The sequence below is a fragment of the Parafrankia sp. BMG5.11 genome, assembly GCF_004337455.1.
In genome coordinates, this window is sequence record NZ_SJXI01000091.1 from 1 (window position 1) to 22,250 (window position 22,250).

Genomic DNA, 22,250 nt, shown 5'->3' on the forward strand with positions numbered 1-22,250 from the left:
CACCCCACCTGAGACACGCTCTGAATGCTCGAAGATGCCGGAGGTCCGATGTCTGCCGGTGTGCGACAAGGCGACGGTTTCTTCGGGCTACAGCCGCTCACGGGTCGCGACCTGCACACCGCGCCGTATGCTGGCCCTAGTTCGCAGCCAGCCGGAGACACCAGCGAGGAGGCCCTCGTCCATGAGCACTCCAGAGATCGGCCATCCGCTGTACCCGCCGCTGCGCCCTGCGGTCACCGTCGAGGAGCTCCTGGCCGCGAGAGGTACACAACCCATCCGGTCCCTCGACGACCTGGCCGCCGACACCTTCGATTCCGACGAGGAGCTCGACGAGTTCCTCGCGTTCACCTACGCCGAGCGTCGTCGCGACGTCGCCTGAGCCGCCGCCGTGCAGCCTGTCGTCCTTGACACCGACGTCGCCTCCCTGAGTCACAAGCGCAGACTCAGCGGGCCCGTGGCAACCCGCCTGATCGGCCGACGGCCACTGATCACGTTCGTGACCTTCGGTGAGCTCACCAAGTGGACCGACCTGCGAGACTGGGGCAGTCGCCGACGTCAGGAACTCGCCGACTGGCTCTCCGGAATCCCTGTGCTGCCCGGCGACGAAGCAGTCGCCGCCACCTGGGGCAAACTCTCCGCGGCCGCCACCCGGGCCGGACAGCCCCGCCCGGTCAACGACATGTGGATCGCGGCCTGCTGCCTCACCCACAATCTGCCGCTCGCCACCTTGAACCTGAAGGACTACATGTACTTCAGGGATCATCACGGTCTACGGATTCTCGGCGAGGAGTAACCGCCGCTCGCCACCTACACGTACGGGACTATGGCGGAGTCAGGCGTGTCTGTGGACGGTACGTTCGACCGACGGCCCAGTCGCCGACGTCAGCACCGAGCGTGTGGGGCTCCAAAATCCAGGTGCGGCCTGTGAGCTGCTCTTTTGTAGCTCGGGTGATCGTCTGCGGGGGTCGTCAGGCGGCGTTGCGGTATTCGTTGATCAGCCCGTCGAGGACGCGTGTGCGACGGACGGTGGAGGCCGAGGTCGGGGCGACGGCGGGTGGCGGGTCGGGTGGGTGCTGGCCGAGGGAGCGGTGGGGTCGGTGGGTGTTGAAGTGCTCGGCGTACGTGGCGAGGACCGACGTCAGGTGCTGTTCGGAGACGATCAGCAGTCTGTCGGTGCATTCGCGGCGGGCGGTGCCGACCCAGCGTTCCGTGATCGCGTTCGCTTTCGGAGACTGTGGTGGTGTGTGCATCACGTCGATGCCGGCTGCGGTGAAGACGGCGTCGACGGAAGCCGTGAATTTCGTGTCGCGGTCACGGATGAGGAACCGGAACCGGTGGCTACGCTCCTCGAGGTCCATCAGCAGGTTTCGTGCCCGTTGGGTGACCCAGGCCGAGGTCGGATGCTTGGTGACCCCGAGAACATGGACGTGGCGGGTGGCGTGTTCGACGACGAAGAACACGTAGATCCGTTGCAGGAACACGGTGTCCACGGTGAAGAAGTCGCAGGCCAGCAGGCTGGAGGCCTGGGCGGACAGGAAGGTGCGCCAGGAGGTGTCGGCCCGGCGGGGTGCGGGGTCGATGCCGGCGCGGTGCGGGATCCGCCAGACGGTGGCGACTCCGACCGGGTAGCCCAGCCCGATCAGTTCTCCTTGGATCCGGCGGTGGCCCCAGGTCGGGTTCTCCTGGGCGAGGCGCAGGACCAGATCGCGGATCTCCCGGTGGATCGGGGGCCGCCCAGGGGTCTTGCGAGGGTAGGTCCATTTTCGTGCGAGGAGTTCCCGGTGCCACCGCAGCACGGTGGCCGGGGTGACGAAGAACGAACCCTAGCAAGCCCGGGGTAACAGCCGGGACAGGGCTGCGAGGATCAGCCGATCCGCCGGTTCCAGCGCCGGGCGATGGACCTGTCGTCGCAGCACCGCCACCTGGTGCCGTAGGACGAGGAGCTCCACGTCTTTCGCGGTGTCGCCACGCACGCGGAGCAACATCAGTCCGAGAGCGTTGCGTGTCAGGGCGTAGAGCAGCGACCACACCATGACCATCCAGCCTGCCCGAGGCGGGCCCTGTCCGGCGGGTAAACGCGCAGGTCACCGCCCGAATCGGGGTTCTGGAGCCCCACAGGGTCACCGCCAAGTCCCGGGACTTGGCGGTGACCCGCTCAGGCGGTCGCGCGCCGCAGCACCAGCCACGCCGCGCCGCCGAGCGCCAGCGCGAACACCAGCGGATACGCGGTGAACAGCGTGAGCGAGGGCTGGCCACCGAGGAAGCTCCCGATCGAGGGCCACCAGTTCTGCGTCTTCGCCAGGGCACCCATCGCGACGAGCAGCACGACGCTGCCGAAAATGGTGAGGTAGATCCCGGTATGACGCCAGCGCTGGAACACCACCCCCGCCAGCACCCCGATCGCGGACACCGCGACCAGCGGTCCACTGTAGACAAGCCACAGCGCGAGCGGGTTGCCGTGGCCCAGCACGTCCAGCCCGAAGATCCGCGTCTCCCGTCCCCAGCCGCCGGTCAGCCGCTCGACGATGTCGAACGCCACCAGCCCGAGCCCGAGGAGCAGCGCCTGGCCGAGGACGACCAGTGCGGTGGCCGCGGCGAACGCCCGGCGGGTGACGCCGAGCCCCAGTGTGAAGGGGAACACCTGCGTCATCGTCTGCAGGTGCGCGGAGGCGATCGCGCCCAACAGCATCGGCAGCAGGTAGATCTCGTGTGCGCCGCGCGCGGTTTCGCCGTTCGAGACGTCGATGCCCCAGCCCAGCAGCGGCATCGCGGCCAGCGCGAGCAGCGGGTAGCCCAGCAGCGCGGGCCAGTGGACGAGCTGGATCCGGACGACGTCGAGCACGCGGGGCATCAGGACTCCTTCCCGGCGGCGACCGGCCGGCGGTTGCGTTGGGTGGTGCGGACGACGAGCTGCTGCAACGAGACCGGCTCGAAGTCCAGCCCGGGTTCGAGCCGGTTCCCGGCGCCGGCGAGGGTGACGCGCAGGGAGCCGCCGACCTGCTCCCGGTGCAGCTCGTCGTAGCCGGCGACGAAGCGCTCGACGGCGCCGGCGGGGCCGGTGACCGCGACGGTTTCGCCGCGCAGCGTCTCGGCCTCGGCGTCGATGAGCACTCGGCCCGCGTCCAGCAGCACGACGTGCTCGATCAGGTCGCTGACCTCGTCGATCAGGTGTGTGGAGAGCACGACCGTGCGCGGGTGCTCGGCGTAGTCGGCCAGCAGCCGGTCGTAGAACAGCTGCCGCGCGACGGCGTCGAGGCCGAGGTAGGGCTCGTCGAACAGGGTCAGCGGGGCCCGCGAAGCCAGCCCGATGATCACCCCGACCGCGGACAGCTGCCCGCGCGAGAGCTTGCGGAGCAGCCGGTCGACCGGTACCGCGAAGTCCGCCAGCAGTGCCGCGGCGAACGCCGGATCCCAGTGGGGGTAAAGCAGTTCGGCGGCCCGCAGCGCGTGCCTGACCCGGAACTTGTCCGGGTAGTGCTGGCTCTCCCTGATGAAACACACCCGCGAGAGCACGTCGGCGTTCTCGTACGGGTGCTGCCCGAAGACCTCCACCTCCCCGCCGGTCTCGAACGCCTGCCCGGTGAGGATCCGCATCACCGTTGTCTTCCCGGCCCCGTTGCGGCCCAGCAGACCGTGGATCGTGTTCTCGGCCAGCTCCAGGCTCACGCCGTCGAGCGCGGCGACGTCGCCGTAGCGCTTGGTCACCCCGGCCATCCGCACGACGTTCATCGTTCGGGCTCCCAGACGTCGATCAGCTTCTTGATCTCCTCGGCGTCCATGCCGAGTTTGCCCGCCTCCGCCATCAGCGGGGCGAGGAACTGCCGCGTGAAGTCCCCGCGCCGCCGCTCCAGCAGCTGCGCGCGGGCATCCGTGGCGACGAACATGCCGATGCCTCGTCTCTTGTAGAGGATCCCGTCGGCGACGAGCTGGTTGATGCCCTTGGCCGCGGTCGCCGGGTTGATCCGGTGGAAGGCCGCGAGCTCGTTGGTGGAGGGCACCTGCGTGTCCGCGGCCAGGCTCCCGTCGACGATCGAGTTCTCGATCTGCTCGGCGATCTGGAGGAACAGCGGCCGTCCGTCGTCCTTCACGCCGACCACCGCGCGCCGCGGTTCGTCGGTCCATTACTCATGTAACTAACCGTGGAGGCTCGGGCGGGCGTTGTCAAGCCCGTCCGGACTGAAGGTGACCCGTTCCTGTTCACGCCTGGGCTCTTTGGGGCAGGCTGGCCTACAGGGTGTTCACCGCCGCCGCAGGGTCAGCCTGACCCGCCGGGACCGGGACGCGCACCTGCCGCCGGACCTGGCCGGACGGGACTTCACCGCACCGGCACCGGACCGGGTCTGGACCGCCGGCTACGCATGAGGCTGCTGAAGAGCCACCTAAGCGGCTGGCAGGTGAGGTGAGGCTTGCGGCAGGTGAGACATCCGACGGAAGCCTCGAGGAGATCTTGAAGCGCATCCCGCGGTGGGATGTCGACTGGGGCAACGTCGCGCTGTCGTCGATGCCGACAACGCGCGGCTGGGAGACGCTACCGATCTACCACCTATGCGCCGCCTATGCGCTCAGCAACCGCATGGTCGCGGCCATTCCGGACTGGTTGACGAGCGGTCGCTCGGCGGAAAGACCGCTGTCATCGGCGGGTGGTCGTGGCGGTGAAGAGTCGCGGCATGCGACGAAAGATGTTGGCTTCCCTCGCCGTCGGGTCGGCCCTCGCCGCCGGGCTGCTCCCGGCTGGTGCCGGACAGGCCGCTGGTCCCGGCAGCGGCCCCACCGGCCCCGGCTTCACCTTTGCACTGCTCGGCGACACGCCCTACGGGGACGACCAGCGGGCGGCCTTCCCGGCCCTCGTCGACACGATCGACACAGACCCGGACGTGCGCCTGGTGCTGCACGCCGGCGACGTCAAGAACGGCTCCTCGACCTGCGACGACGCCCGCTTCGCCGACCTGGCCGCGCTGTTCGGCACGTTCGACGACCCGTTCGTCCTGACGCCCGGGGACAACGAGTGGACCGACTGCCACCGCACCGCCGCGGGCGGCTACCTTCCGACCGAGCGGCTGGAGGCGGTGCGCGAGGTCTTCTTCCCGGACCCGGGCAAGACGCTCGGACAGCACCCGATGCCGGTGTTCACCCAGGCCCGTGACGCCGCCCACCCGGCCTACGTCGAGAACGTGCGCTTCACGGAGGGCCGGGTCGTCTTCGCGGCGGTGCACGTCGTCGGCAGCGAGAACGATCTGGAACCGTGGGCCCAGCTGCCCGGCGGCGACCAGCCCACCGTTCGGCTGGCCGAGTTCGAGGCCCGCAAGGCCGCCGCGCTGGACTGGATCGACGGAGCCTTCGAGACCGCCGACCGCACCCGGGCGGCGGGCGTGCTGCTCCTGATGCAGGCCGAACCGCTCGACACCCCCGGCTTCGCCGAGATCCGGCAGCGCATCGTCGACCAGACCCGCGCCTACGGTAAGCCGGTCCTCCTGGTGCACGGCGACGAGCACGTCTACGAGGTGGAGCCGGCGTACGCCGGCGTCGCCAACCTGACCCGGCTGGAGACCTTCGGGTCCACCGCCGCCACCTGGCTGCGGGTGACCGTCGACCCCACCGCTCCGGGCGTCTTCTCCTGGGAACCGAGAACGGTCCCCGCGAGCTGACCGGGCAGCGGGAACGGACGAGCTGGTGAAGAACGGACAACCGGATCCAGATCCATCAGCTGTCCACCCGCCGACACGATAGGCCGTGCAGCGCGGTCCCAGGCCCGTTGTCCAGTCCCAGCTGATTCTTGACGTTTCGGTTCCGGCTGATAGTTGACGGGGGGCTAGTCCTTGATCTGTTGGTGGGATTCGCTCTCGTGGCGGGGCCTGATCCGGTAGATCGTCGTGTATGACGCGGGTGCAACTGAGGGACGAGGAGTGGGAGTTCATCGGGCCCTACCTGCCGATCGGCAGGTAGGGCCCGTATCCCGAGCGGTTGCGGCTGCAGTTCGAGGGCGTGGTCTGGCGGTTCAGGACGGGCGGGCAGTGGCGGGAGATACCGAGGGAGTTCGGTGCCTGACTGACCGTCTACAACCGCTTCTGGCAGTGGAGGAATGCCGGCGTCCTCGAAGCCCTGCTGGAGGGCCTGATCGCCGAGGCCGCGAAGCGGGGTGAGGTGGACCTTGCGGGGCTCCAAAATTCGGGTTTCGGCCTGTGAGCTGGTCTTTTGCGGCCGAGGTGATCGTCTGCGGGGGTCGTCAGGCCGCGTTGCGGTACTCGTTGATCATGCCGCCGAGGATGCGGGTGCGCCGGACGGCGGACCCAGGGGCGGGGCGACTGCAGGGGGCAAGTCGGGTGGGTGCTGGCTGAGGAAGCGGTGGGGTCGGTGAGTGTTGAAGTGTGAGGTGCTGCCCGTTTTCGGGCAGGCCGCCGTGGCCCGGGCTGCTGGTCGGGGCCATGGCCTACTGGTCCCGACCACCGGTGTCATTCTGGGGTCGGGGCCCGCGTGCCGTCTACGGACGTGCGGCGGCGTGGCTGCGCGTTTCCGCTGGTAGATGACCTGTTCTCGCGGTTGGGGATGGAAATTGTGGGGCCGGGGATGGTGGGGTGGCGGTTCGCATTGTGTGCGGTTCTGCCCACTCTTCCTCTGTCCTACCTGCGGTTTCACCGTACCGATGGTCCAGGCTGCGGGTTGTGCGGTGCACGGACAGAGTAAAATTTTCCCTGTCTGGGACGCACACTGACCGATGATCTGCGAGTTCGCCACGCGGGCTTGTGTCGGGTTCGGGAGAATGCGAGGTTCTGGATCATCTTGCGGTAGCTGGCGCGCGACAGCGTGATGACCTGCTGGACGGCGCGGGGGTCATCGGAGGCCAGGGCGATGTCGGCGGAGGAGATCGTGACTCTCGCCGAGATCACCGGACCGCTGGCCTGTCCCCGACGGCTCTGGTGTGCGCTGACAATCTTCGCCAACGCCGCCCTGTTGCGCGCCGAACTGGGCCGAGCCGCCGAGACCGGGGCCGACCAGCCGCCGAATCATTCGGACGTCGCCACCAGCGGCGGATCGGACGAAGCGACGACGACGAACAACTGAGGTGGTCGCTCTACGTCACGGACCGCCACTCCGGCGAGTCGCTGGACGATCACGATCCGTACGCCACGTGTGTGGACTCCACTCGCACAGCGGTCGGCGCCGGTAAGGCGGACGCCGATCGGCACCGCCGGGGCGACGGAAACGGACGTCGGACGGCGCCGCCGGGAAAACGTGAACGGACGCCAGGCGGCACAGCCGAGGAGGCGGAATCGGCCGCCTGGTCTGGCCCGCCTGGCCTGGCCCGACCTCTGGCCACGCTGGCCGGGGATGTCAGCTGACTGCCAGGACGACGGCGGCACCGAGGCTGCCGAGCCCGACGGCGAACGCCATCTCGGGCAGCCCACCGTCGCGCCGCCGGAAGAGGCGGTCGAGTGCGAGCCGCCCCGCGCCGATCGCCGCTACCGCGGTCGCGACCACCGCGATACACAGCGGATACTCCATGCCGCCGTCGGTTGCCCACAGTCCCCGCGGCACGGTCACGATCATCGCATTGATCATCACGCCGATCACGGCCGCGGCCGCCAACGGAGTCAGCAGGCCCGCGGCCAGGCCGAGGCCGCCGAGGAGTTCGCCTGCGCCGGCCAGCCCGGCGAAGAAGGTGCCGGGGTGGTAACCAAGCTGGGTGAACCCGCTGCCGGTCGCGGTGAGGCCCTCGCCGCCGAACAGGCCGAAGAGCTTCTGCGCGCCGTGCCCGGCGAGCAGCAGGCCGAAGGTCATCCGTAGGAGCAGCAGCCCGAGGTCGCCGGCGGACACGGCCACGGGACGCGCGACGGGGCGGGACGCGTCGGGTGGGGCTGGGGTGGCGGGTAGAGCTGGGGTGGCGGGTGGTGGGCGGTGGGGCGTCCGGTGCCGCTCGAGAAGTTTCATGTCGAGACCTCGATTCGGAGGCACACATGGTGATGTTCTGGTTGCTAGGGGTTCTGCCCACGGTGCCGGGCCGGTACCAGCACGCCCATGATGTGCTGGTGCTTGCGATCGAGCGGGAACAATGGGCGAAGTCCGGCATACAGCTCGCCCGACGGCTGCGGCGTCACGGCGACGCGGCGGCAGTCCGGTCCGGCCGTCGCTGAGGGTGCGCCCGACGACGCCCCGGAGGACCGCCGGTTTGCCGTCAGGACGGCGAGAGCACCCGCAGACTCGCCGTCGCGCCGGGAGTCGACCGTCCGGCGGGGTTCCAGAGCACGAGAAGATCCTCGCCTGTCCCGGCCACGCCGGCCAGACCGGTACCCCAGGACGGCAGCGGGGTCCATGTGCCAGCGGTCTCGTCCAACACCTGTGTCGGTACGCCGGCGCAGGACGGGAGCGCCACCGCAACCGCGGCGGCCGGTTCGCGCAGGGCCACCACTGAGGTCGGGCAGAGGGCCGACCTCAGTACGGCGGGGCCGGGCAGGGGTACCCACTGCCCGGTCGTCACGTCCAAGGCGGGGGAACTCGTAAGTCGTCGCCCCCTTCGACAGGTCGACGACGATGCGCATGGCGTTCGGGTCGAGCGTGGTGACCGGGATGGGTGACCTCTCAGCTCCTCGCGGCGAACAGGTCGACCCGGCCCGTCGAGACGGCGGCGACCGCGCCTCCGTCGACGAGCAGGTCGATTCCGGTGATGAACGAAGCGTTGTCCGACAGGAGGAAGTCAACGGCGGCGGCGATGTCGTCCGCCGAGCCGAGCCGGCCGGTGCCGGACGCCGCCACCATGGCGCGCATACCAGCGCCGGACTCGCTCGCGAGCTCCTGCTGTCCCATCTTCGTCGAGATGACGCCAGGACTGATCGAGTTGACCCGGGCGCCTCGTGCGCCCCACGCGTTGCTGGCCGAACGCACCCGCAGCTGGTTGGCCCGCTTGGCGAAGGAGTAGGCGTAACCCGCGCTCGGGAACGCGTCTACCGCCGTGAACGGCAGGTTCAGCAGCTCCTCGGTGGCGGTGTTGGCCAGCTGAGCCTCGATCTCGCGGGCTGGCGGGGGAGCGAGGTAGCCGGACATGCTCGAGATGACCACGCCGGCGCCGCCCACGGTGACGACCTCGGCGAACGCGTCGAGCACCAGCGCGGTACCGAGCAGGTCGACCTTCAGGATCGCGTCGACCGGCGCCTGCGTGGGGGACAGCCCCGCGGTGTGGACCACGTGCCGCACCGGGCCGAGGGCCGCGGCGGCCCGCGCGAGCGCGTACACGGACTCCCGGGACGACACGTCCACGACCTGGGCCGTCACCTGCTGGCCCTCGTCGCGGAGGTTCTCGGTGACGGCGTTCAGCGCCGTCTCGTTGTAGTCGGCCAGCAGTACCGTCTTGCCCGTACCGACCCGGCGGGTTACGGCGACACCCATGCCGCCCGTGCCGATGACCACCAGTACCTCGTTCGGCATGCCTCAAGCTCCCAACGTCTAATTCCGAGACGATCGGTCTCGGATCAGGGACTATACGCTCGCAGTCCCGACCGGGTCGCGCTCCTAGACTCACGTGGATGACGGGCGGGCGCCGGCGCAGTGAGAGCTCGCGGCGGGCGATCCTCGACGCGGCCCGCGGCCTGCTGCTCGAACGCGGTTACGAACGGTTGACGATCGACGCCGTCGCCGCCCAGGCCGGCGTCGGAAAGCAGACGATCTATCGCTGGTGGGGGTCGAAGGGCGCCGTCGTCGCCGATGCGGTGCTCGAGGGCGGGCTGGCGCCACCGTTCGTCCCCCTGCCCGACACGGGAGACATCGAGACCGATCTGCGCGCCTGGCTGCGGGCCTGGACCACGCATCTGGCCTCCGGTGTGGGCACGAGCCTCATCCTCGCCCTCACGGCGGCCACGGCCGAGGACCGCGCCGTCGCCGATGTCCTCTACGAGCGCTTCACCGGACCCCACGAGCAGCTCCTGCGCGACCGCCTGGAGAGTGCCCGCGCGGCGGGTCAGCTCGGGTCGCAGGTGCCGGTCCCGACGATCGCCGGCGTGCTGATCGGCTCCCTGCTTTATCGCGTCCTCAGCAGGCAGGCACCGCCGACGGCGGACGACGCCGACATGGTCGTGCGCCTGGTGCTCGCCGGGGTTGCCTGATCTGAACCCATCATCCCATGAGCAGCAGAACGGTGCCGTAGTCCGCCGTTTTGGCCTTCGGAAGTTAGCGCGTGAACTTCTTCGCCGGTGGCCCCGTCATCAGCTGACATATCTTCAAGCGGGCGTCATCGACTCCTGCAAGGAATCACCGAGCTGTTCCCGGTCTCCGGTCTGGGGCACTGAGGTGCCCGGATAGCCGGCCACCCGATCACCGCGACCCAGCGCCTGAAACTGGACTCGGACGGTCTCATCTGCGAGATCACACTGCCAGGCGGCGCACCTCCCGACTGAACCGTTTTTGGTCTTCTCTGGAATCGAACGCTTCCCGCCTGATCGGGTTCGAGGACGCGGGCCGGCGCTTCAGGGGGCGCGGCGCCCGGCCCCGGCGTGCAGCGCCCATTCCCGGGCCGCCGCGAGCACCAGCAGCACGACCACCAGAGGCACGCCGAAGAAGACGACGAGTCCGAACCCGATGTTGGCGCCGATCACTCCGGCGGTCGCGACGTGGTACCCGAAGCCGAGGATCACGCCGACTCCGACGAGCGGACACACCACCTGCCACCGGCGCCGGTCGGTGGCGCCGCGGCGGCCCCCGTGCAGCAGGAGCGCCGCGGCGGCTGCCGCCAGGAGCAGAGCGATAACGCCGATGGTCGTCATCCACCCGGCCGGGATGTCCAGCGGCCGGACGGCGTAGTCGAGTTCCGACCGCGGGACGCCCCGGTAGTCGTCCTGTCCCAGCAGTCCCACGACCGCGACCGGCACGGCCGCGATCAGAAGGATGGCGGCCCCACCGTGGAGGGCTCGCGTGAGAGTGGAGGTCGGCGTCCGCGGCGGCGGCGAGGTGGGCATGAGAGCCAGTCTTCCCATCAGCCCCCGGGACGGCCTGAGCGCGAATACTCAAACTCACCGGGCGGTTCCGACGGCCGGGAGCCGGTGATCATTCCGCTCATTCCGCGGCGGGCCGCGGGGCGCTGTCCGGGGAGTGGGGGCCGAGTGGCGTCCTACTCGATCACTCGCAGGGTGGACGGGACGTCCATCCGGCGTACCCGCCGGGCGGACAGCAGCGGGGCGACGGCGACCGCGAAGACTCCCAGCAGCAGTGTGGTCAGCAGGGTGGGAACCGACAGCACGGCCCGGATGCCCAGGTCGGGCAGGGTGTCGGCGAGCAGGACCTCGACGGTCCAGCGCAGCGTCCAGTAGCCGGCTACCAGGCCGATCACCGTGCCGAGCAGGCCGATCAGCGCGCTCTCGGCGACGGCGAGCGCCAGCACCCGGCGCGGGGCCAGCCCGAAGGCGAGCATCGTCGCCTGCTCCCGGCGACGCTCGTCCATCGCGATGCTCATCGCGTTGTAGGCGATCAGCAGGGCGAGCAGGAGCACCGCGATCTCGGCAATCCGCAGGATGCCGACGAACGTGCGTAGCAGCGCACGGATCTCCTCGATGCTCCCCGTCGCCGGGACGACGGAGCCGACCCCGGGGACGGCCGCGAGCGTGCGCATCGCGTCGAGCTGGTCGTAGCCGGGCGCGGGCAGGACGGTCAGCACGTTCGTCAGGCCGGCGAGGCCGAACGAGCCGGCGTCGGCGGCGTCGAGGAAGGCCACCGAGCGGACCGGGAAGCTGTGGATGCCGGCGACGCGCAGCGGGGTGTCGACCGTCTGGTAGCCGTCGCCGGCCCGGCGCGGATGGCGTAGCAGGACCGTCCCGCCGACGCCCACGCCCAGGTCGTGGGCGGCCTTGGCGGCGAGCAGCAGGCCGCCCGTCGCACTGCCCTCGGTGATCGAGGGTGACCAGATGCGGTTGTCGACGTCCAGGATGTAGGTCAGGGTGTCGATCGGTTCGTGCGGTGCCGAACCGGGCGGGCCCAGCAGCCTGGTGGGCAGGGCGAGCGTGGCGTCGGAGCCGCGGACCGCCGGTGAGTCGGTGACCGCGGTGACGGTGGGCGAGGTGACGGGCTGCACCGACGGCAGCGTCACCCGCAGCCGGTCGGGGCTGGTGGACGTCAGCTCGGTCTCGGCGGCGTCGGTCGTCCGGGTGAAGGTGTCGAGCTGGCCGGTGAACACGACCTGTGCCGTGATCGCCGCGGCGATTCCCAGGGCGGTGAGCAGCATCCGCCGCGGGGCGCGTGCCAGGTTGCGCGCCGGCATCCGGGCCAGGCTCCCCCCGGGCAGCGGGAACCCGCGCCGCCGCCGCCGCGGGCGGCCGCGGGCGCGGGCGCGGGTGGAGCCGGAGATGGCCGACGCGTGGATCGCCCGCACCGGCTCGACCCGCACCGCCCGCCACACCGGGTGGACCGCCGCGACCAGCGGCAGCAGCAGGCCGACCGCCGCGGCGCGGGCGAACACCCCGACCTGGAAGCCGGTGCGCCAGTCCGGCAGCGGCCACACGTCGCGCAGCATCGCGCCCATCGCGGCAGTGATGATCATCCCCGTGGCCAGCCCCGCGAGGACCCCGAGGATCCCGATCTGCAGCCCCAGCAGCAACGGGCGCAACGCCAGCATCCGGGACGGCACCCCGAGCGCCATGCCGATGCCGATCTCCCGGCGCTGCGCGTCCACCACCCGTCCCACCAGGTTGAACGCAGCGAACATGGCACCGACCAGGACGAGCAGCGCGAGCGCGTTCCACAGCGCCTGGTTGCTCTCGATCGAGTCGTACATGATCTGCCGGGACGCGATGTCGTCACGGTTGGTGATCGTGGTGCTCACCCCGGGGAGCCGCTCGGCGACGGCCGCGGTGAGCTGCCGCTGGAGGGCCGCGACGTCGGTCCCGGGCCGCGCGGTGAGGACCAGGTCGTTGACCGCTCCCGGTTCGCCGGCGAGGTTCTGCGCGGTCTCCAGCGAGGTGTAGAGCACGCCGAAGCCGGCCTGGGTGATCAGTCCGGGCTGCTCGCCGGGCAGCACGAAGTACTCCGGGGACTGCCCCTCGCCGACGTATCCGATCTCGCGGTCCCCGCTGATCCGTACCGTGCCCGTCGCCGGCAGGTCGTTGGCCTGGGCGAACCCGTGGTCCAGGACGCCGACGGGCCGTCCCCGGTCGGCCGTGGTGAGCGCGCGGCCGGCGGCGACCGAGATCCCGTCCACGAGCGGGCGCGCGGTCAGGTCGACGCCGACGACCTCGCCGCGGACGAGCACCTCCTTGTGCCCTGGTCGGCTCGCCTCGATCTCGGTGGGGAACATCAGGCGCTCGGCGCTCGCATCCACGGCGGCCGGGTCGGGCAGGGCCGCGACGACGTCGCGCAGCCGCCCCCGCGGCACCGTGGCGCCCGCGTCCACGCTGATCCGCAGGTCGTGCACGTTCAGCCCGGCGAAGCTGGCGTCGTAGGACTCGTAGCGCCACCGCGACGTGCTGGTCAGGCCGGCGTACAGGCCGGTTCCCTCGCCGATGACGGCGGCGAGCGCCACCACCAGCAGCAGCCGCGCCCGCAGGTCGCGCCACGACCACCGCAGCCACAGCCCCGCCGACCCCGCGCCGCCCCGGACCGGCCCGCCGTCGTCCCCGGATGCCGCGCCGCGCCGGCCGCTGCCGGGCGCCGCGCCACGGCCGCTGTTCCCGTTGCCGGGTGTCGCGGCGTGGCCGTCACCGCCGGGTGTCTCCCCGAGCACCGCGCCGCGCCGTCCGCCGCCGTTCACCATCGGCCGCTCACCATCGCAGGTCGCCGACGGGCACGCGGCCGCCGGGCGGCGGGCCGTCGGTGACGATCCGTCCGCTGGACAGCTCGACCACGCGGTCCGCGATGCGGGCGATCTCCCGGTTGTGGGTGACGACCACGACGGTGCGGCCGGCGGCCGTCTGCGCCTCCAGCAGGACGAGGATCTGGACCCCGGTGTGGAAGTCGAGCTCGCCGGTCGGCTCGTCCGCGAGCAGGATCGGGTTGCCGGTGGCGAGCGCGCGGGCGATCGCCACCCGCTGCTGCTCCCCGCCGGAGAGCTGGTGGGGGAAGTGGTCGCCGCGGGGCGCCAGCCCGACGCCGTCGAGGACCTCCTCGGTGACCTCCCGGGCCCGCGGCCGGCCCGCGACGTCGGCCCCGAACCGCACGTTCTCCCGGGCGGTGAGCGCCGGGAACAGGTTGAACGACTGGAACACGAAACTGACCGTGTGCCGCCGGATCTCCCGCCGCTCCCGCTGCGAGGACCGGGTGAGATCGGCCCCGCCGAGTCGGACGGTCCCAGCGGTCGGGATGTCCAGCGCCCCCACCAGGTTCAGCAGGGTCGTCTTGCCGCACCCGGACGGCCCGAGGACGACCACGAACGCGCTGCCCTCGACCCGCAGGTCGACGTCCTCGAGTGCGGTCACCCCGGCCTCGCCGCCGCCGTAGTGCTTGCCGACGCCACACAGGTCGATGCGGGGCACCACCGGCACGACCGTTCCGTGGGCGTCGCGCCGCGCGGAATCGGCCCGGCCGGGGCCGGTTCCGTGGGTGTCGGCGTCGGCGTCCCTCACCCGTCCCCCTCCATCCGTGGCCCGGCGGGGCCCGGATCAGTGTGGGCCCGGCCCGCCGACCCGGCCGGCATCCCGGCGCGGTCACATTGGGTGTGCCGGACGCGGTTCGGCGCCGACCGGGCGCAGGCCGGCGGACCGCCGTTCCCGGTCATCCACGGCGAACCCCCGGGCCAGGACGGTGCGGTTCACGGCCGCCAGCCAGCAGGCGCCGAGAAACGCGCCAGCCAGGACGTCGCTGGGATGGTGCATGCCCCGGTACGTGCGGCAGAAGGCCACGATCAGCGGCACCGCGACCGCGGCGGCGACCGCCACCGCCGCCCCGGCCCGTGCCACGCCGTGGCCCCGGCCGTGGCTGTGACGGGGGTGACGGCGGGCGACGTGGAGCAGAAGGAGGGCGAGGCCGCCGTAGAGGCAGACCGAGGCGGCGACGTGGCCGGAGGGGTAGCTGGCCATCGGGTCACCGGGGTCCAGCCGTGCCACCGCGGGCCGCGGGCGCGCCACCAGGGTGTTGGAGATCTCGTAGATGGCGGTCTCGCCGGCGGTCAGCAGGATGATCCCACCGGGCAGCCACCAGGCCCTGGTCCGCCAGGCGGCGACGGCGGCCAGCACCGCGGTCGCCGCGATCACGGTCCAGGTGTCGGCGAGCCAGGTGGCGGCTTCGGTCGCGCGCACCAGCCAGGATGTGCGGTGGCCCGCCAGCCACCCCACCGCGGAGGTGTCCTCGTCGCGGATCCCCGCCGGGCCCTCGTCTATCAGGAAGCCACTACCAACCAGGATCAGCACCAGGATCGCGGCGGCCAACGGGAGCCGGGCCGCCTGCGCGCGGATGATGTTCACAGCGGCGATGTTCCCCGCGAAGCGGGGAGTACCCACAAATGCGGGGATAACCGACAGCCCTGAGCCCACGGCGCGCGCCCTGAGCTCAGGGCGCGCCGTAGAGCTCCGTCTGCTCGACCTGCGCGATCGTGGCGTTCGGCGGGGGGAGGAACCCGAGCTGCACGACCCGCGGCCGGGCCACGGCGCCGAGCAGCCAGTCCGCGCCCACATAGGCGCGGTTGGCCGCGGCGCTGAGCGCCAGCAGGTGGTACCCGCGGGTCACCGCCGCCGCCAGCGGCCCGGACAGCGGCAGGCCCAGCGGGTTCGCGACCGCGTCCGCCCCGCCCAGGTCGACGACGAAGCCCAGGTCGCGGTGGCGGTACGGGCGCATCCGGCCGTAGCCGAGGGACGCCGCGACATTCCGCCCCGCCGCCCCGCCCTGCCGTACCGCGTGCTGCGCGGTCTGCCCGGCGGGAGCGCCGCCCTTCGTCACGTCCGGGACGGCCGCCGCGTCACCGAGCGCGAACACGCCGTCCAGACCGGGGACCTGGAAGTTCTCGTCGACGACCAGCCGCCCCTTGACCGTCTCCGTCCCGAGCCGGCTCATCAGCGGATTCGGCGTCACACCCGCGCACCAGACCAGCGTGTGGGACGGGATCACGGCGCCGTCGGTGAGCGTGACCGCGTCCGCGCGCACCTCGGTCACGGACGTCTCCAGCCGCACCTCCACACCGCGCTCGCGCAGGACCTTCGCCGCGCCGGCGCCGAGCCGCTCGTCGAGCTCGGGCAGCACCCTGGGCGCGAGGTCGAGCAGCAGCCACCGGATCTGCGCGGCGTCGAGCCGCGGGAACTGCCCCAGCGCCTCGACGGTGAACCGCCGCATCTGCGCGGCGAGCTCGGTTCCGGTGTATCCGGCGCCGACCACGACGAACGTGCACCGCGCCCGCCGCTCGGCGTCCGAGTCGCTGGCGTCGGCGTACTCGAGCTGGCGCAGGACGTGGTCGCGCAGGTAGACCGCCTCGGCCAGGTTCTTCATTCCGAGCCCGTGCTCGGCCAGTCCTGGGATGTCGAATGTCCGGGTGAGTGCGCCGGGCGCGAGCACCAGCCTGTCCCAGGCGAGCGTGGACGGCTCGCCGGTCATGCCGACGACCGTGATCTCACGGCGCGTGGCGTCGACCGCGGTGGCATGGCCCAGATGCGGCACCGTCCGCCGCAGCGCACCGCGGACGGACACCGCCAGGTGCCGCGGCTCGATGTCGCCGGCGGCGACCTGGGGCAGCAGCGAGGTGTACAGCAGATGGTCCGTGGGGGAGACGAGCACGAGCTCGGCGGCGCCGGCCGGCAGCCGGGCCTCCAGATGGCGCAGTACCCCGAGCCCGGCGTACCCGCTGCCCACGACCACCACCCGCGGCCGCCGCCGCCCCGCGTCGTCCTGCCCGCGCAGCCGACGTGCCTCGACATGACGGACCATCCGGGCGACGGTGATGGAGTTCCTCATGATGTGCTCCTCACGGTGTGCTCCTCACGACGAGCGGTCCGATCACGATGAGCGGTCCGAGGCGATCGGCGCGTTCCTTCCGATGGCATCGGTTCGATAATCCGGCCTGCCGCCGCCCCACCGGCCCGGTTCGCCGTCCGGTTCGGCGAGGCTGGAGCACATGAGTTCCGGGAAGGTCTCGACCATGGCCTCGGCCAGGGTGCCGGGACCGGTGGCGCCACCGGTCGTGATCGGGCTGGCGGCCGGGGCCGTCGTGCTGCTGATCTGGGCGGCCGTCGGCGGTGGTTACTTCTGGCCGCGCTGGGTGTGGTTCGGCATCGGCACCGTGTTCTGGGCCGCGATCCTCGTCGGGTGGGTCCGGCGGATACCGCCGGGGCGGCGCCGGTGGCTCGCCGCCACCCGGGCGGTGGCTGCCCTGGCCATCCCGGTCGACGTGGTGGTGTGGGCGCTGTCCGGCGGCGGCTACTTCTGGCCGGTATGGACGATTCTCGCGCTCACGATCGGGCTCGCCATCCACACCTGGATCGTCGCGCTGATGCCCGCCGAACGGGAGCGTGAGCTCACCGAGCGTGTCGACGCGCTCACCCGCACCCGCCGCGGCGCGCTCGACGGGCAGGCCGCCGAGCTCAAGCGGATCGAGCGGGACCTGCACGACGGCGCCCAGGCGCGGATCGTCTCGCTGGCGATGAACCTCGGCATGGCCGAGGCCCTGCTGCACAGCGACCCGGCGGCGGCGGCGAAGCTGCTCAGCGACGCCCGGCTGTCCGCGGTCGGCGCGCTCGACGACCTGCGGGCCGTCATGCACAGCATCCACCCCTCGGTGCTCGCCGACCGGGGGCTCGCCGGGGGCATCCGCGCGCTCGCGCTCGACCTGTCCCTGCCGGTCCGCGTCGACGGCGACGTCCCGTCCGGGCTGCCGGCGGCGGTCGAGTCGGCCGTCTACTTCGCGACCGCGGAATGCCTGGCCAACGTCGTCAAGCACAGCCGGGCCGCGCACGGCGCGGTGCGGTTCGCGCACGACGGCAGGATGCTGAGCGTGGTCGTCACGGACGACGGGCTCGGCGGGGCGGATCCCGCGCTCGGCCAGGGCCTGCGCGGGGTGGTGCGCCGGCTCGAGGCGTTCGACGGCCGGATGTCGGTGCACAGCCCGTCCGGGGGACCGACGAGGATCACGATCACCCTGCCGTGCCCGGTCCTGCCGGGCGCGGAGACCTGAGGACCCAGAGGACCTGAGGACCTGAGGACCGAGCGAAACTGAGGAGGTGCCGTCCGTGCCGGAGGAACCCGCCGACCCCGCGCGGCCGCTGCGGGTCGTGCTCGCCGAGGATCTCGCCCTGCTGCGGGACGGGCTCATCCGGCTGCTCGAGGCGCACGGCTTCGAGATCGTCGCCGCGGTCGACAACGCCCCGCAGCTGGTGCGCGAGCTCGTCACGCTGCGCCCGGACGTCGCCGTCGTCGACGTCCGGCTGCCGCCGAGCCACACCGACGAGGGCCTGCGCGCCGCGCTCGAGGCGCGGGAGCGCATCCCCGGGCTGCCGGTGCTCGTGCTCTCGCAGTACGTCGAGCAGCTCTACGCCCGTGAGCTGCTCGCCGACGGCCGGGGCGGCATCGGCTACCTCCTGAAGGACCGGGTCTCCGACGTGGGCCAGTTCGTCGACGCCGTCCGGCGGGTCGCCGCCGGCGGGACGGCCCTCGACCCCACGGTGGTCGCCCGCCTGCTCGACAGCCGCCGCCGTCGCCTGCCGCTGGACCGCCTCAGCCCGCGCGAGCGCGAGGTGCTCTCGCACATGGCGCAGGGCCGGTCCAACGCGGCGATCGGTGCCGCGATGGTGATCACCGAGAAGGCCGTCGGCAAGCACACCAACAGCATCTTCACCAAGCTGGGGCTGATGCCGTCCGAAGACGACAACCGGCGGGTGCTCGCCGTCCTCGCCTACCTCGAGGGCTGACCCGCCGCCGGTGCCCGGGCGACCCGGCCGGGCGCCGACCGTGGCGACGGTGACGAACCGAGAGTGAACCGTCGCTGAACCCGTCCCGTGCACGATGGAATTCGGACGGGCGCGCCCGTCGTCCCGCTGGGTCGGCCGGCCCGTCTTCGTCACGAGCCGCGGAGGTGCGCTCGGACTGTCCAAACGTGAACTCGGACGGAGGAACAGGTCATGAAGGCTACCTACGAGGCGCCTGCCATCCAGGCTCGAGGCTCGTTCCGGGACGTCACCCGTCACGGCTTCATCATCATCGGCCGCGGAGGCGGCTGGGGCTGGGGCGGCGGCTGGGGCTGGAGCGGCGGCTGGGGCGGCTGGGGCTGGGGTGGCTGGGGATGGGGCGGCTGGGGCTGGTGAGACCAGCCTGACCGCGCATTCCCAGGACCGGTAGTCCAGCGGCGGGCCAGCCCGCCGTCGTCGCCGCCCGCCGGTGTGGCGAAGTGGCGAAGTGAGGTCGTGCAGGTCGGCGAGCAAGGGCCGCGCTGCGCGGCCTCGCCCCATTTACGGGCACCGGTCCCGATCGGTGCCGACGAGGATTTCGTGACCAGGGGGGTCTCGTGAGGATCGTCTGTGTGGGCGGGGGCCCGGCCGGGCTCTACTTCGCCATCTCCGCCAAGCGCCGGGACGCCGGTCACGAGATCACCATCATCGACCGCGACCCGCCCGGCGCCACCTACGGCTGGGGTGTCGTCTACTGGGACAACCTGCTCGACGTCCTGTTCCGCAATGATCCCGACAGCGCCCGGGAGATCCGCGGCGCGTCCACGCTCTGGCAGGAGCAGGACATCAGCCTGGGCGGCGAACGGGCGGCGCACTTCGCCGGCTACGGCTTCAGCGTGCAGCGTGCGGCCCTGCTCGACATCCTCACCCGGCGCGCCGAGGAGCTCGGCGTGCGGGTCGAGCACGACCGCGAGGTCGCCGACCTCACCGACCTCACCGACCTGGCGGACCTGGGGTGCCTCGGCGGCCTCGGCGCGCACGCCGACGCCGACCTTGTGATCGCCGCCGACGGCGCGAACAGTCAGGTGCGCAGCATGTTCGCGGACCGGTTCGGCACCCGGGTCGACACCGGTGGCAACCGCTACATCTGGCTGGGCACGCCCCGGCGCTTCGAGCGCTTCACGTTCGCGTTCGAGCCGACCCCGGCCGGCTGGGTCTGGTTCCACGCCTACCCGTCCGGGGCGGAGGTGAGCACCTGCATCGTCGAGTGCGCGCCGCGGACCTGGGACGCGCTCGGCCTCGGCACGGACGACGGCGAGGGACTACGCCTGCTCGGGAAGATCTTCGCCGGCCCGCTGGCCGGCGAGGGCCTGATCGACCAGCTGCGCCGGCCCGCCCGCTGGCAGCGGTTCGGCCAGGTCAGCAACCGCAGCTGGTACTGGGACAACATGGTGCTGCTGGGCGACGCCGCCCACACCACCCACTTCACGCTCGGCTCCGGCACGGCCCTGGCCATGATGGACGGCGTCATGCTCGCCCAGATGCTCTACGAGCACGGCGAGGTCCCGGTGGCGCTGGCCGAGTTCGACCGGGCCGGCCGGGCCGCGCTGGCCCCGCTGCAGGCCCGGGCCCGGACGAGCATGGCCTGGTTCGAGCGGATCGACGGCCAGCTCGACCGGGCCAGGCCGGCCACCGGCGGCGACCCCGACCCGGTGGCCTTCGCCTACGCGATGGCCACCCGGCAGGGCGACCAGCCGCCGTGGCGGTACCAGGCACACCGGGCGATGCAGGTCGGGGCCGTGCGGCGGCTGCGCCGTGAGGTCGACTCGTCGGTGCGCTGGTACCTGGCCCGTCGGCGCGGCGAACCGGCCCGGCCCGGCGGCCGGCCGGCGCCGGCCGGCACCCCCACACCCGCCGGGCCGGCCGGCCGGGCCCTGGCCGGCGCGGGTTCCGGGTCCGCCGCGCACCGCTCCCACGGTTAGCCCGCCGGCGTCAGGTGCGCCGCCAGATCACCGGGACCTGCTTGGTGAAGGACCCCGCGTGGCCGACCACCAGGCCCGACCGGTTGATCCCGGACGCCTGGCCGGGCTGCAGGGGCGCAGGGCCGCTGAGGTCGTGGGGTACGCCCCCGGACCACAGCCAGGGCCGGTCCACGCCGTCCGGCGTCACGGCCGAGCCGATGACGGTGCCGTCGTCGGCGAGTTTGACGGGGGAGAAGGTGTTGCCGCCGAGCCCGGTCACCGCCTGCTGCTGGCCAGCGGTCCAGATGTATGCGGTCGAGGCGGTGTGCGCCGGGAAGATTCCGACGGTGCTCGTGGGCTCCCCCTCGAACGGGTACGAGATCTGCTCGTGGCTCTCGACCAGCACCTGGCCGCGCTCGTTGATCGCGACAGCCGAGCTCTCGGTGAGCCCGGCGGCCGTGCCCAGGTCGCGCATCCGCCCGTTTTCCCAGAGGAACGCGTGGCTGTGCCTGTCCGCGGTCTCGCTGACCCCGACGACCTGGCCGCGGTTGTTGATGTCGAGCGGGGTACTGGAGGGCCCGCCGAGGGTTCCGAGGTCACGCAGCCCGCCCGGCCCGGACAGGAAGGCATGCTCGGAGCCGTCCGCGGTTGCGCTGCTCCCCGCGACCTGACCATGGTCGTTGATCAGGTCGGCGCTGCTCCGCGAGCCGCCGAGCGTGCCCAGGTCGACCGCGGTCCCGTTCCGCCAGACCGTCGCGCGGATCTGGGGCTGGTAGTCCGGGAAGACGTCGTCGGCCTCCTCGGATCCCGCCTCGCCGGCTGGCGCCTGCTTGGTGGCGCCCTCGGTCGGGTCGTAGTCCGCCAGCGGAGTGTTCGTGCCGCTCAGGCCCACCACGGTGCCGTCGGCGCTGATCGAGCCGGCATAGCTGTAGCGGTCCGGCCCGGGATCGGTCGGTTCCAGCGTCGTCAGCGTCCCGTTCTCCCAGACGAACCCCCGGCTCTGCCCGGTGTCCGAGTACAGCGAGCCGACGACCTGGCCGCTGTCGTTCACCTGCCACGGCATCGCGCCCGGGATCGTGGTGGGGACGCCGTCGCGCCACACGACCCCCTTCTGGTTGAACGCGTTGTCCCAGGCCTGCCCGATGACCACGCCGTCGTCGTTCACGTCGAGGGCGTATCCGGTGGCGGTCCCCGCCGGCAGGTCCAGGGCGATCAGTTCCAGCCCGCCACCGTGGTAGGTGGGCCCGGGGATGGCCGCCGCGGCCGGCGGGGCCAGTGCCACCGCGGCGCCGATCGCGCCGGCGGCGGTGAGCGCGGCGAGCGCCTCGGCTCGCCCCCGCGCTCTCGTGGTGGTCGTCATGGGCGCCTCCCGAGAATCGCAATGGTTACTCTCCGTAGTCGATCTCGGATGCTAGGTCGCCCCCGGTCCGGCGACCGGCAGGCCCCGCTGTCGGATGACCGACCGCGTCCCGCGCCGCGCGGCGCACTGCCATGCTGGGACGGGCATGGCACGCGACGG

At 72.0% G+C, this 22,250-nt stretch carries 22 protein-coding genes and 2 pseudogenes; 11 read left to right on the top strand and 13 right to left on the bottom strand.

The window, feature by feature from the left end; genetic code table 11:
* The first annotated feature begins 181 nt into the window (after window positions 1–181).
* Window positions 182–379, top strand: a complete 198-nt coding sequence (locus E0504_RS42630; protein WP_112109401.1) for a hypothetical protein — start codon at window positions 182–184, stop codon at window positions 377–379.
* A 9-nt stretch (window positions 380–388) separates the two neighbouring features.
* Complete coding sequence (locus tag E0504_RS42635; RefSeq protein WP_112109402.1) at window positions 389–793, top strand: type II toxin-antitoxin system VapC family toxin; 405 nt, start codon at window positions 389–391, stop codon at window positions 791–793.
* Window positions 794–968: 175 nt separating this feature from the next.
* On the opposite strand, the pseudogene E0504_RS42640 reads toward E0504_RS42635, so the two are convergent.
* From E0504_RS42640 to E0504_RS42655, 4 genes and pseudogenes are all read right to left on the bottom strand, one after another.
* Window positions 969–2,033 (bottom strand): annotated as a pseudogene (locus E0504_RS42640) (integrase core domain-containing protein).
* A gap of 122 nt (window positions 2,034–2,155) precedes the next feature.
* Window positions 2,156–2,851, bottom strand: coding sequence for a hypothetical protein (locus E0504_RS42645; RefSeq protein WP_112109047.1), 696 nt, complete (start codon window positions 2,849–2,851; stop codon window positions 2,156–2,158).
* Window positions 2,851–3,729: an ATP-binding cassette domain-containing protein gene (locus E0504_RS42650; protein ID WP_112109046.1), complete on the bottom strand. Its 879-nt coding sequence runs from the start codon at window positions 3,727–3,729 to the stop codon at window positions 2,851–2,853. Before E0504_RS42650 ends, E0504_RS42645 begins: the two co-directional genes overlap by 1 nt.
* Complete coding sequence (locus E0504_RS42655) at window positions 3,726–4,097, bottom strand: GntR family transcriptional regulator (RefSeq protein ID WP_368672133.1); 372 nt, start codon at window positions 4,095–4,097, stop codon at window positions 3,726–3,728. The genes E0504_RS42650 and E0504_RS42655 overlap by 4 nt, the downstream gene beginning before the upstream one ends.
* A gap of 570 nt (window positions 4,098–4,667) precedes the next feature.
* Here E0504_RS42655 and E0504_RS42665 point away from each other — a divergent pair.
* From E0504_RS42665 to E0504_RS50895, 3 genes and pseudogenes are all read left to right on the top strand, one after another.
* Window positions 4,668–5,645: a metallophosphoesterase gene (locus E0504_RS42665; protein ID WP_112109048.1), complete on the top strand. Its 978-nt coding sequence runs from the start codon at window positions 4,668–4,670 to the stop codon at window positions 5,643–5,645.
* Window positions 5,646–5,874: 229 nt separating this feature from the next.
* Window positions 5,875–6,153, top strand: a pseudogene (locus E0504_RS52860) (transposase); the annotation flags it as partial.
* 693 nt (window positions 6,154–6,846) lie between these two features.
* On the top strand, window positions 6,847–7,059 hold the full coding sequence (locus tag E0504_RS50895; protein WP_071066777.1) for a hypothetical protein: 213 nt from the start codon (window positions 6,847–6,849) through the stop codon (window positions 7,057–7,059).
* 270 nt (window positions 7,060–7,329) lie between these two features.
* Here E0504_RS50895 and E0504_RS42685 read toward each other — a convergent pair whose 3' ends face one another.
* Complete coding sequence (locus tag E0504_RS42685) at window positions 7,330–7,926, bottom strand: DoxX family protein (RefSeq protein ID WP_131627211.1); 597 nt, start codon at window positions 7,924–7,926, stop codon at window positions 7,330–7,332.
* Window positions 7,927–7,952: 26 nt separating this feature from the next.
* Between E0504_RS42685 and E0504_RS50900 the strand changes: the two genes are divergently transcribed.
* The gene (locus tag E0504_RS50900) at window positions 7,953–8,129 is read left to right on the top strand and encodes a hypothetical protein (RefSeq protein ID WP_165938793.1); all 177 of its coding nucleotides are present in this window, start codon (window positions 7,953–7,955) and stop codon (window positions 8,127–8,129) included.
* A gap of 41 nt (window positions 8,130–8,170) precedes the next feature.
* On the opposite strand, the gene E0504_RS42690 is transcribed toward E0504_RS50900, so the two are convergent.
* Both E0504_RS42690 and E0504_RS42695 read right to left on the bottom strand, forming a co-directional pair.
* Window positions 8,171–8,479, bottom strand: a complete 309-nt coding sequence (locus E0504_RS42690; RefSeq protein ID WP_131627213.1) for a hypothetical protein — start codon at window positions 8,477–8,479, stop codon at window positions 8,171–8,173.
* A gap of 95 nt (window positions 8,480–8,574) precedes the next feature.
* On the bottom strand, window positions 8,575–9,417 hold the full coding sequence (locus E0504_RS42695; protein ID WP_020461856.1) for an SDR family oxidoreductase: 843 nt from the start codon (window positions 9,415–9,417) through the stop codon (window positions 8,575–8,577).
* Between the two features lie 98 nt (window positions 9,418–9,515).
* Between E0504_RS42695 and E0504_RS42700 the strand changes: the two genes are divergently transcribed.
* Window positions 9,516–10,091, top strand: a complete 576-nt coding sequence (locus E0504_RS42700; RefSeq protein WP_112105047.1) for a TetR/AcrR family transcriptional regulator — start codon at window positions 9,516–9,518, stop codon at window positions 10,089–10,091.
* A 360-nt stretch (window positions 10,092–10,451) separates the two neighbouring features.
* On the opposite strand, the gene E0504_RS42705 is transcribed toward E0504_RS42700, so the two are convergent.
* The 5 genes from E0504_RS42705 to E0504_RS42725 all read right to left on the bottom strand — a co-directional run bounded on the left by E0504_RS42705 (window position 10,452) and on the right by E0504_RS42725 (window position 16,845).
* Complete coding sequence (locus tag E0504_RS42705; RefSeq protein WP_131627215.1) at window positions 10,452–10,940, bottom strand: hypothetical protein; 489 nt, start codon at window positions 10,938–10,940, stop codon at window positions 10,452–10,454.
* Window positions 10,941–11,092: 152 nt separating this feature from the next.
* Complete coding sequence (locus E0504_RS42710) at window positions 11,093–13,723, bottom strand: ABC transporter permease (RefSeq protein ID WP_112105045.1); 2,631 nt, start codon at window positions 13,721–13,723, stop codon at window positions 11,093–11,095.
* Window positions 13,724–13,730: 7 nt separating this feature from the next.
* Window positions 13,731–14,531 carry an ABC transporter ATP-binding protein gene (locus E0504_RS42715; RefSeq protein WP_200835183.1) on the bottom strand — a complete coding sequence of 267 codons (801 nt, stop codon included), beginning with the start codon at window positions 14,529–14,531 and terminating at the stop codon, window positions 13,731–13,733.
* Between the two features lie 81 nt (window positions 14,532–14,612).
* On the bottom strand, window positions 14,613–15,368 hold the full coding sequence (locus E0504_RS42720; RefSeq protein ID WP_131627217.1) for a phosphatase PAP2 family protein: 756 nt from the start codon (window positions 15,366–15,368) through the stop codon (window positions 14,613–14,615).
* Window positions 15,369–15,453: 85 nt separating this feature from the next.
* Complete coding sequence (locus E0504_RS42725) at window positions 15,454–16,845, bottom strand: NAD(P)/FAD-dependent oxidoreductase (RefSeq protein ID WP_112105044.1); 1,392 nt, start codon at window positions 16,843–16,845, stop codon at window positions 15,454–15,456.
* 160 nt (window positions 16,846–17,005) lie between these two features.
* Here E0504_RS42725 and E0504_RS42730 point away from each other — a divergent pair, with 160 nt between their 5' ends.
* The 4 genes from E0504_RS42730 to E0504_RS42745 all read left to right on the top strand — a co-directional run bounded on the left by E0504_RS42730 (window position 17,006) and on the right by E0504_RS42745 (window position 20,752).
* On the top strand, window positions 17,006–18,061 hold the full coding sequence (locus E0504_RS42730; protein WP_243657870.1) for a sensor histidine kinase: 1,056 nt from the start codon (window positions 17,006–17,008) through the stop codon (window positions 18,059–18,061).
* Window positions 18,062–18,149: 88 nt separating this feature from the next.
* Complete coding sequence (locus E0504_RS42735; RefSeq protein WP_198145655.1) at window positions 18,150–18,794, top strand: response regulator transcription factor; 645 nt, start codon at window positions 18,150–18,152, stop codon at window positions 18,792–18,794.
* A 210-nt stretch (window positions 18,795–19,004) separates the two neighbouring features.
* The gene (locus E0504_RS42740; protein WP_131627219.1) at window positions 19,005–19,187 is read left to right on the top strand and encodes a lasso RiPP family leader peptide-containing protein; all 183 of its coding nucleotides are present in this window, start codon (window positions 19,005–19,007) and stop codon (window positions 19,185–19,187) included.
* 215 nt (window positions 19,188–19,402) lie between these two features.
* Window positions 19,403–20,752, top strand: coding sequence for an FAD-binding monooxygenase (locus tag E0504_RS42745; RefSeq protein WP_243657871.1), 1,350 nt, complete (start codon window positions 19,403–19,405; stop codon window positions 20,750–20,752).
* A gap of 10 nt (window positions 20,753–20,762) precedes the next feature.
* Here the strand turns inward: E0504_RS42745 and E0504_RS42750 are convergent, their stop codons facing one another.
* On the bottom strand, window positions 20,763–22,091 hold the full coding sequence (locus tag E0504_RS42750; protein WP_131627223.1) for a hypothetical protein: 1,329 nt from the start codon (window positions 22,089–22,091) through the stop codon (window positions 20,763–20,765).
* Window positions 22,092–22,250: the final 159 nt, after the last annotated feature.

Bases quoted from the DNA above. Each gene is read 5' to 3' on its own strand.
- E0504_RS42685 (WP_131627211.1), bottom strand. From the start codon at position 7,926: ATGAAACTTCTCGAGCGGCACCGGACGCCCCACCGCCCACCACCCGCC.
- E0504_RS42645 (WP_112109047.1), bottom strand. From the start codon at position 2,851: ATGCCCCGCGTGCTCGACGTCGTCCGGATCCAGCTCGTCCACTGGCCC.
- E0504_RS42705 (WP_131627215.1), bottom strand. From the start codon at position 10,940: ATGCCCACCTCGCCGCCGCCGCGGACGCCGACCTCCACTCTCACGCGA.
- E0504_RS42725 (WP_112105044.1), bottom strand. From the start codon at position 16,845: ATGAGGAACTCCATCACCGTCGCCCGGATGGTCCGTCATGTCGAGGCA.
- E0504_RS42650 (WP_112109046.1), bottom strand. From the start codon at position 3,729: ATGAACGTCGTGCGGATGGCCGGGGTGACCAAGCGCTACGGCGACGTC.
- E0504_RS42700 (WP_112105047.1), top strand. From the start codon at position 9,516: ATGACGGGCGGGCGCCGGCGCAGTGAGAGCTCGCGGCGGGCGATCCTC.
- E0504_RS42730 (WP_243657870.1), top strand. From the start codon at position 17,006: ATGAGTTCCGGGAAGGTCTCGACCATGGCCTCGGCCAGGGTGCCGGGA.
- E0504_RS42740 (WP_131627219.1), top strand. From the start codon at position 19,005: ATGAAGGCTACCTACGAGGCGCCTGCCATCCAGGCTCGAGGCTCGTTC.
- E0504_RS42750 (WP_131627223.1), bottom strand. From the start codon at position 22,091: ATGACGACCACCACGAGAGCGCGGGGGCGAGCCGAGGCGCTCGCCGCG.
- E0504_RS50895 (WP_071066777.1), top strand. From the start codon at position 6,847: ATGTCGGCGGAGGAGATCGTGACTCTCGCCGAGATCACCGGACCGCTG.
- E0504_RS42695 (WP_020461856.1), bottom strand. From the start codon at position 9,417: ATGCCGAACGAGGTACTGGTGGTCATCGGCACGGGCGGCATGGGTGTC.
- E0504_RS50900 (WP_165938793.1), top strand. From the start codon at position 7,953: ATGGTGATGTTCTGGTTGCTAGGGGTTCTGCCCACGGTGCCGGGCCGG.
- E0504_RS42710 (WP_112105045.1), bottom strand. From the start codon at position 13,723: ATGGTGAACGGCGGCGGACGGCGCGGCGCGGTGCTCGGGGAGACACCC.
- E0504_RS42665 (WP_112109048.1), top strand. From the start codon at position 4,668: ATGCGACGAAAGATGTTGGCTTCCCTCGCCGTCGGGTCGGCCCTCGCC.
- E0504_RS42630 (WP_112109401.1), top strand. From the start codon at position 182: ATGAGCACTCCAGAGATCGGCCATCCGCTGTACCCGCCGCTGCGCCCT.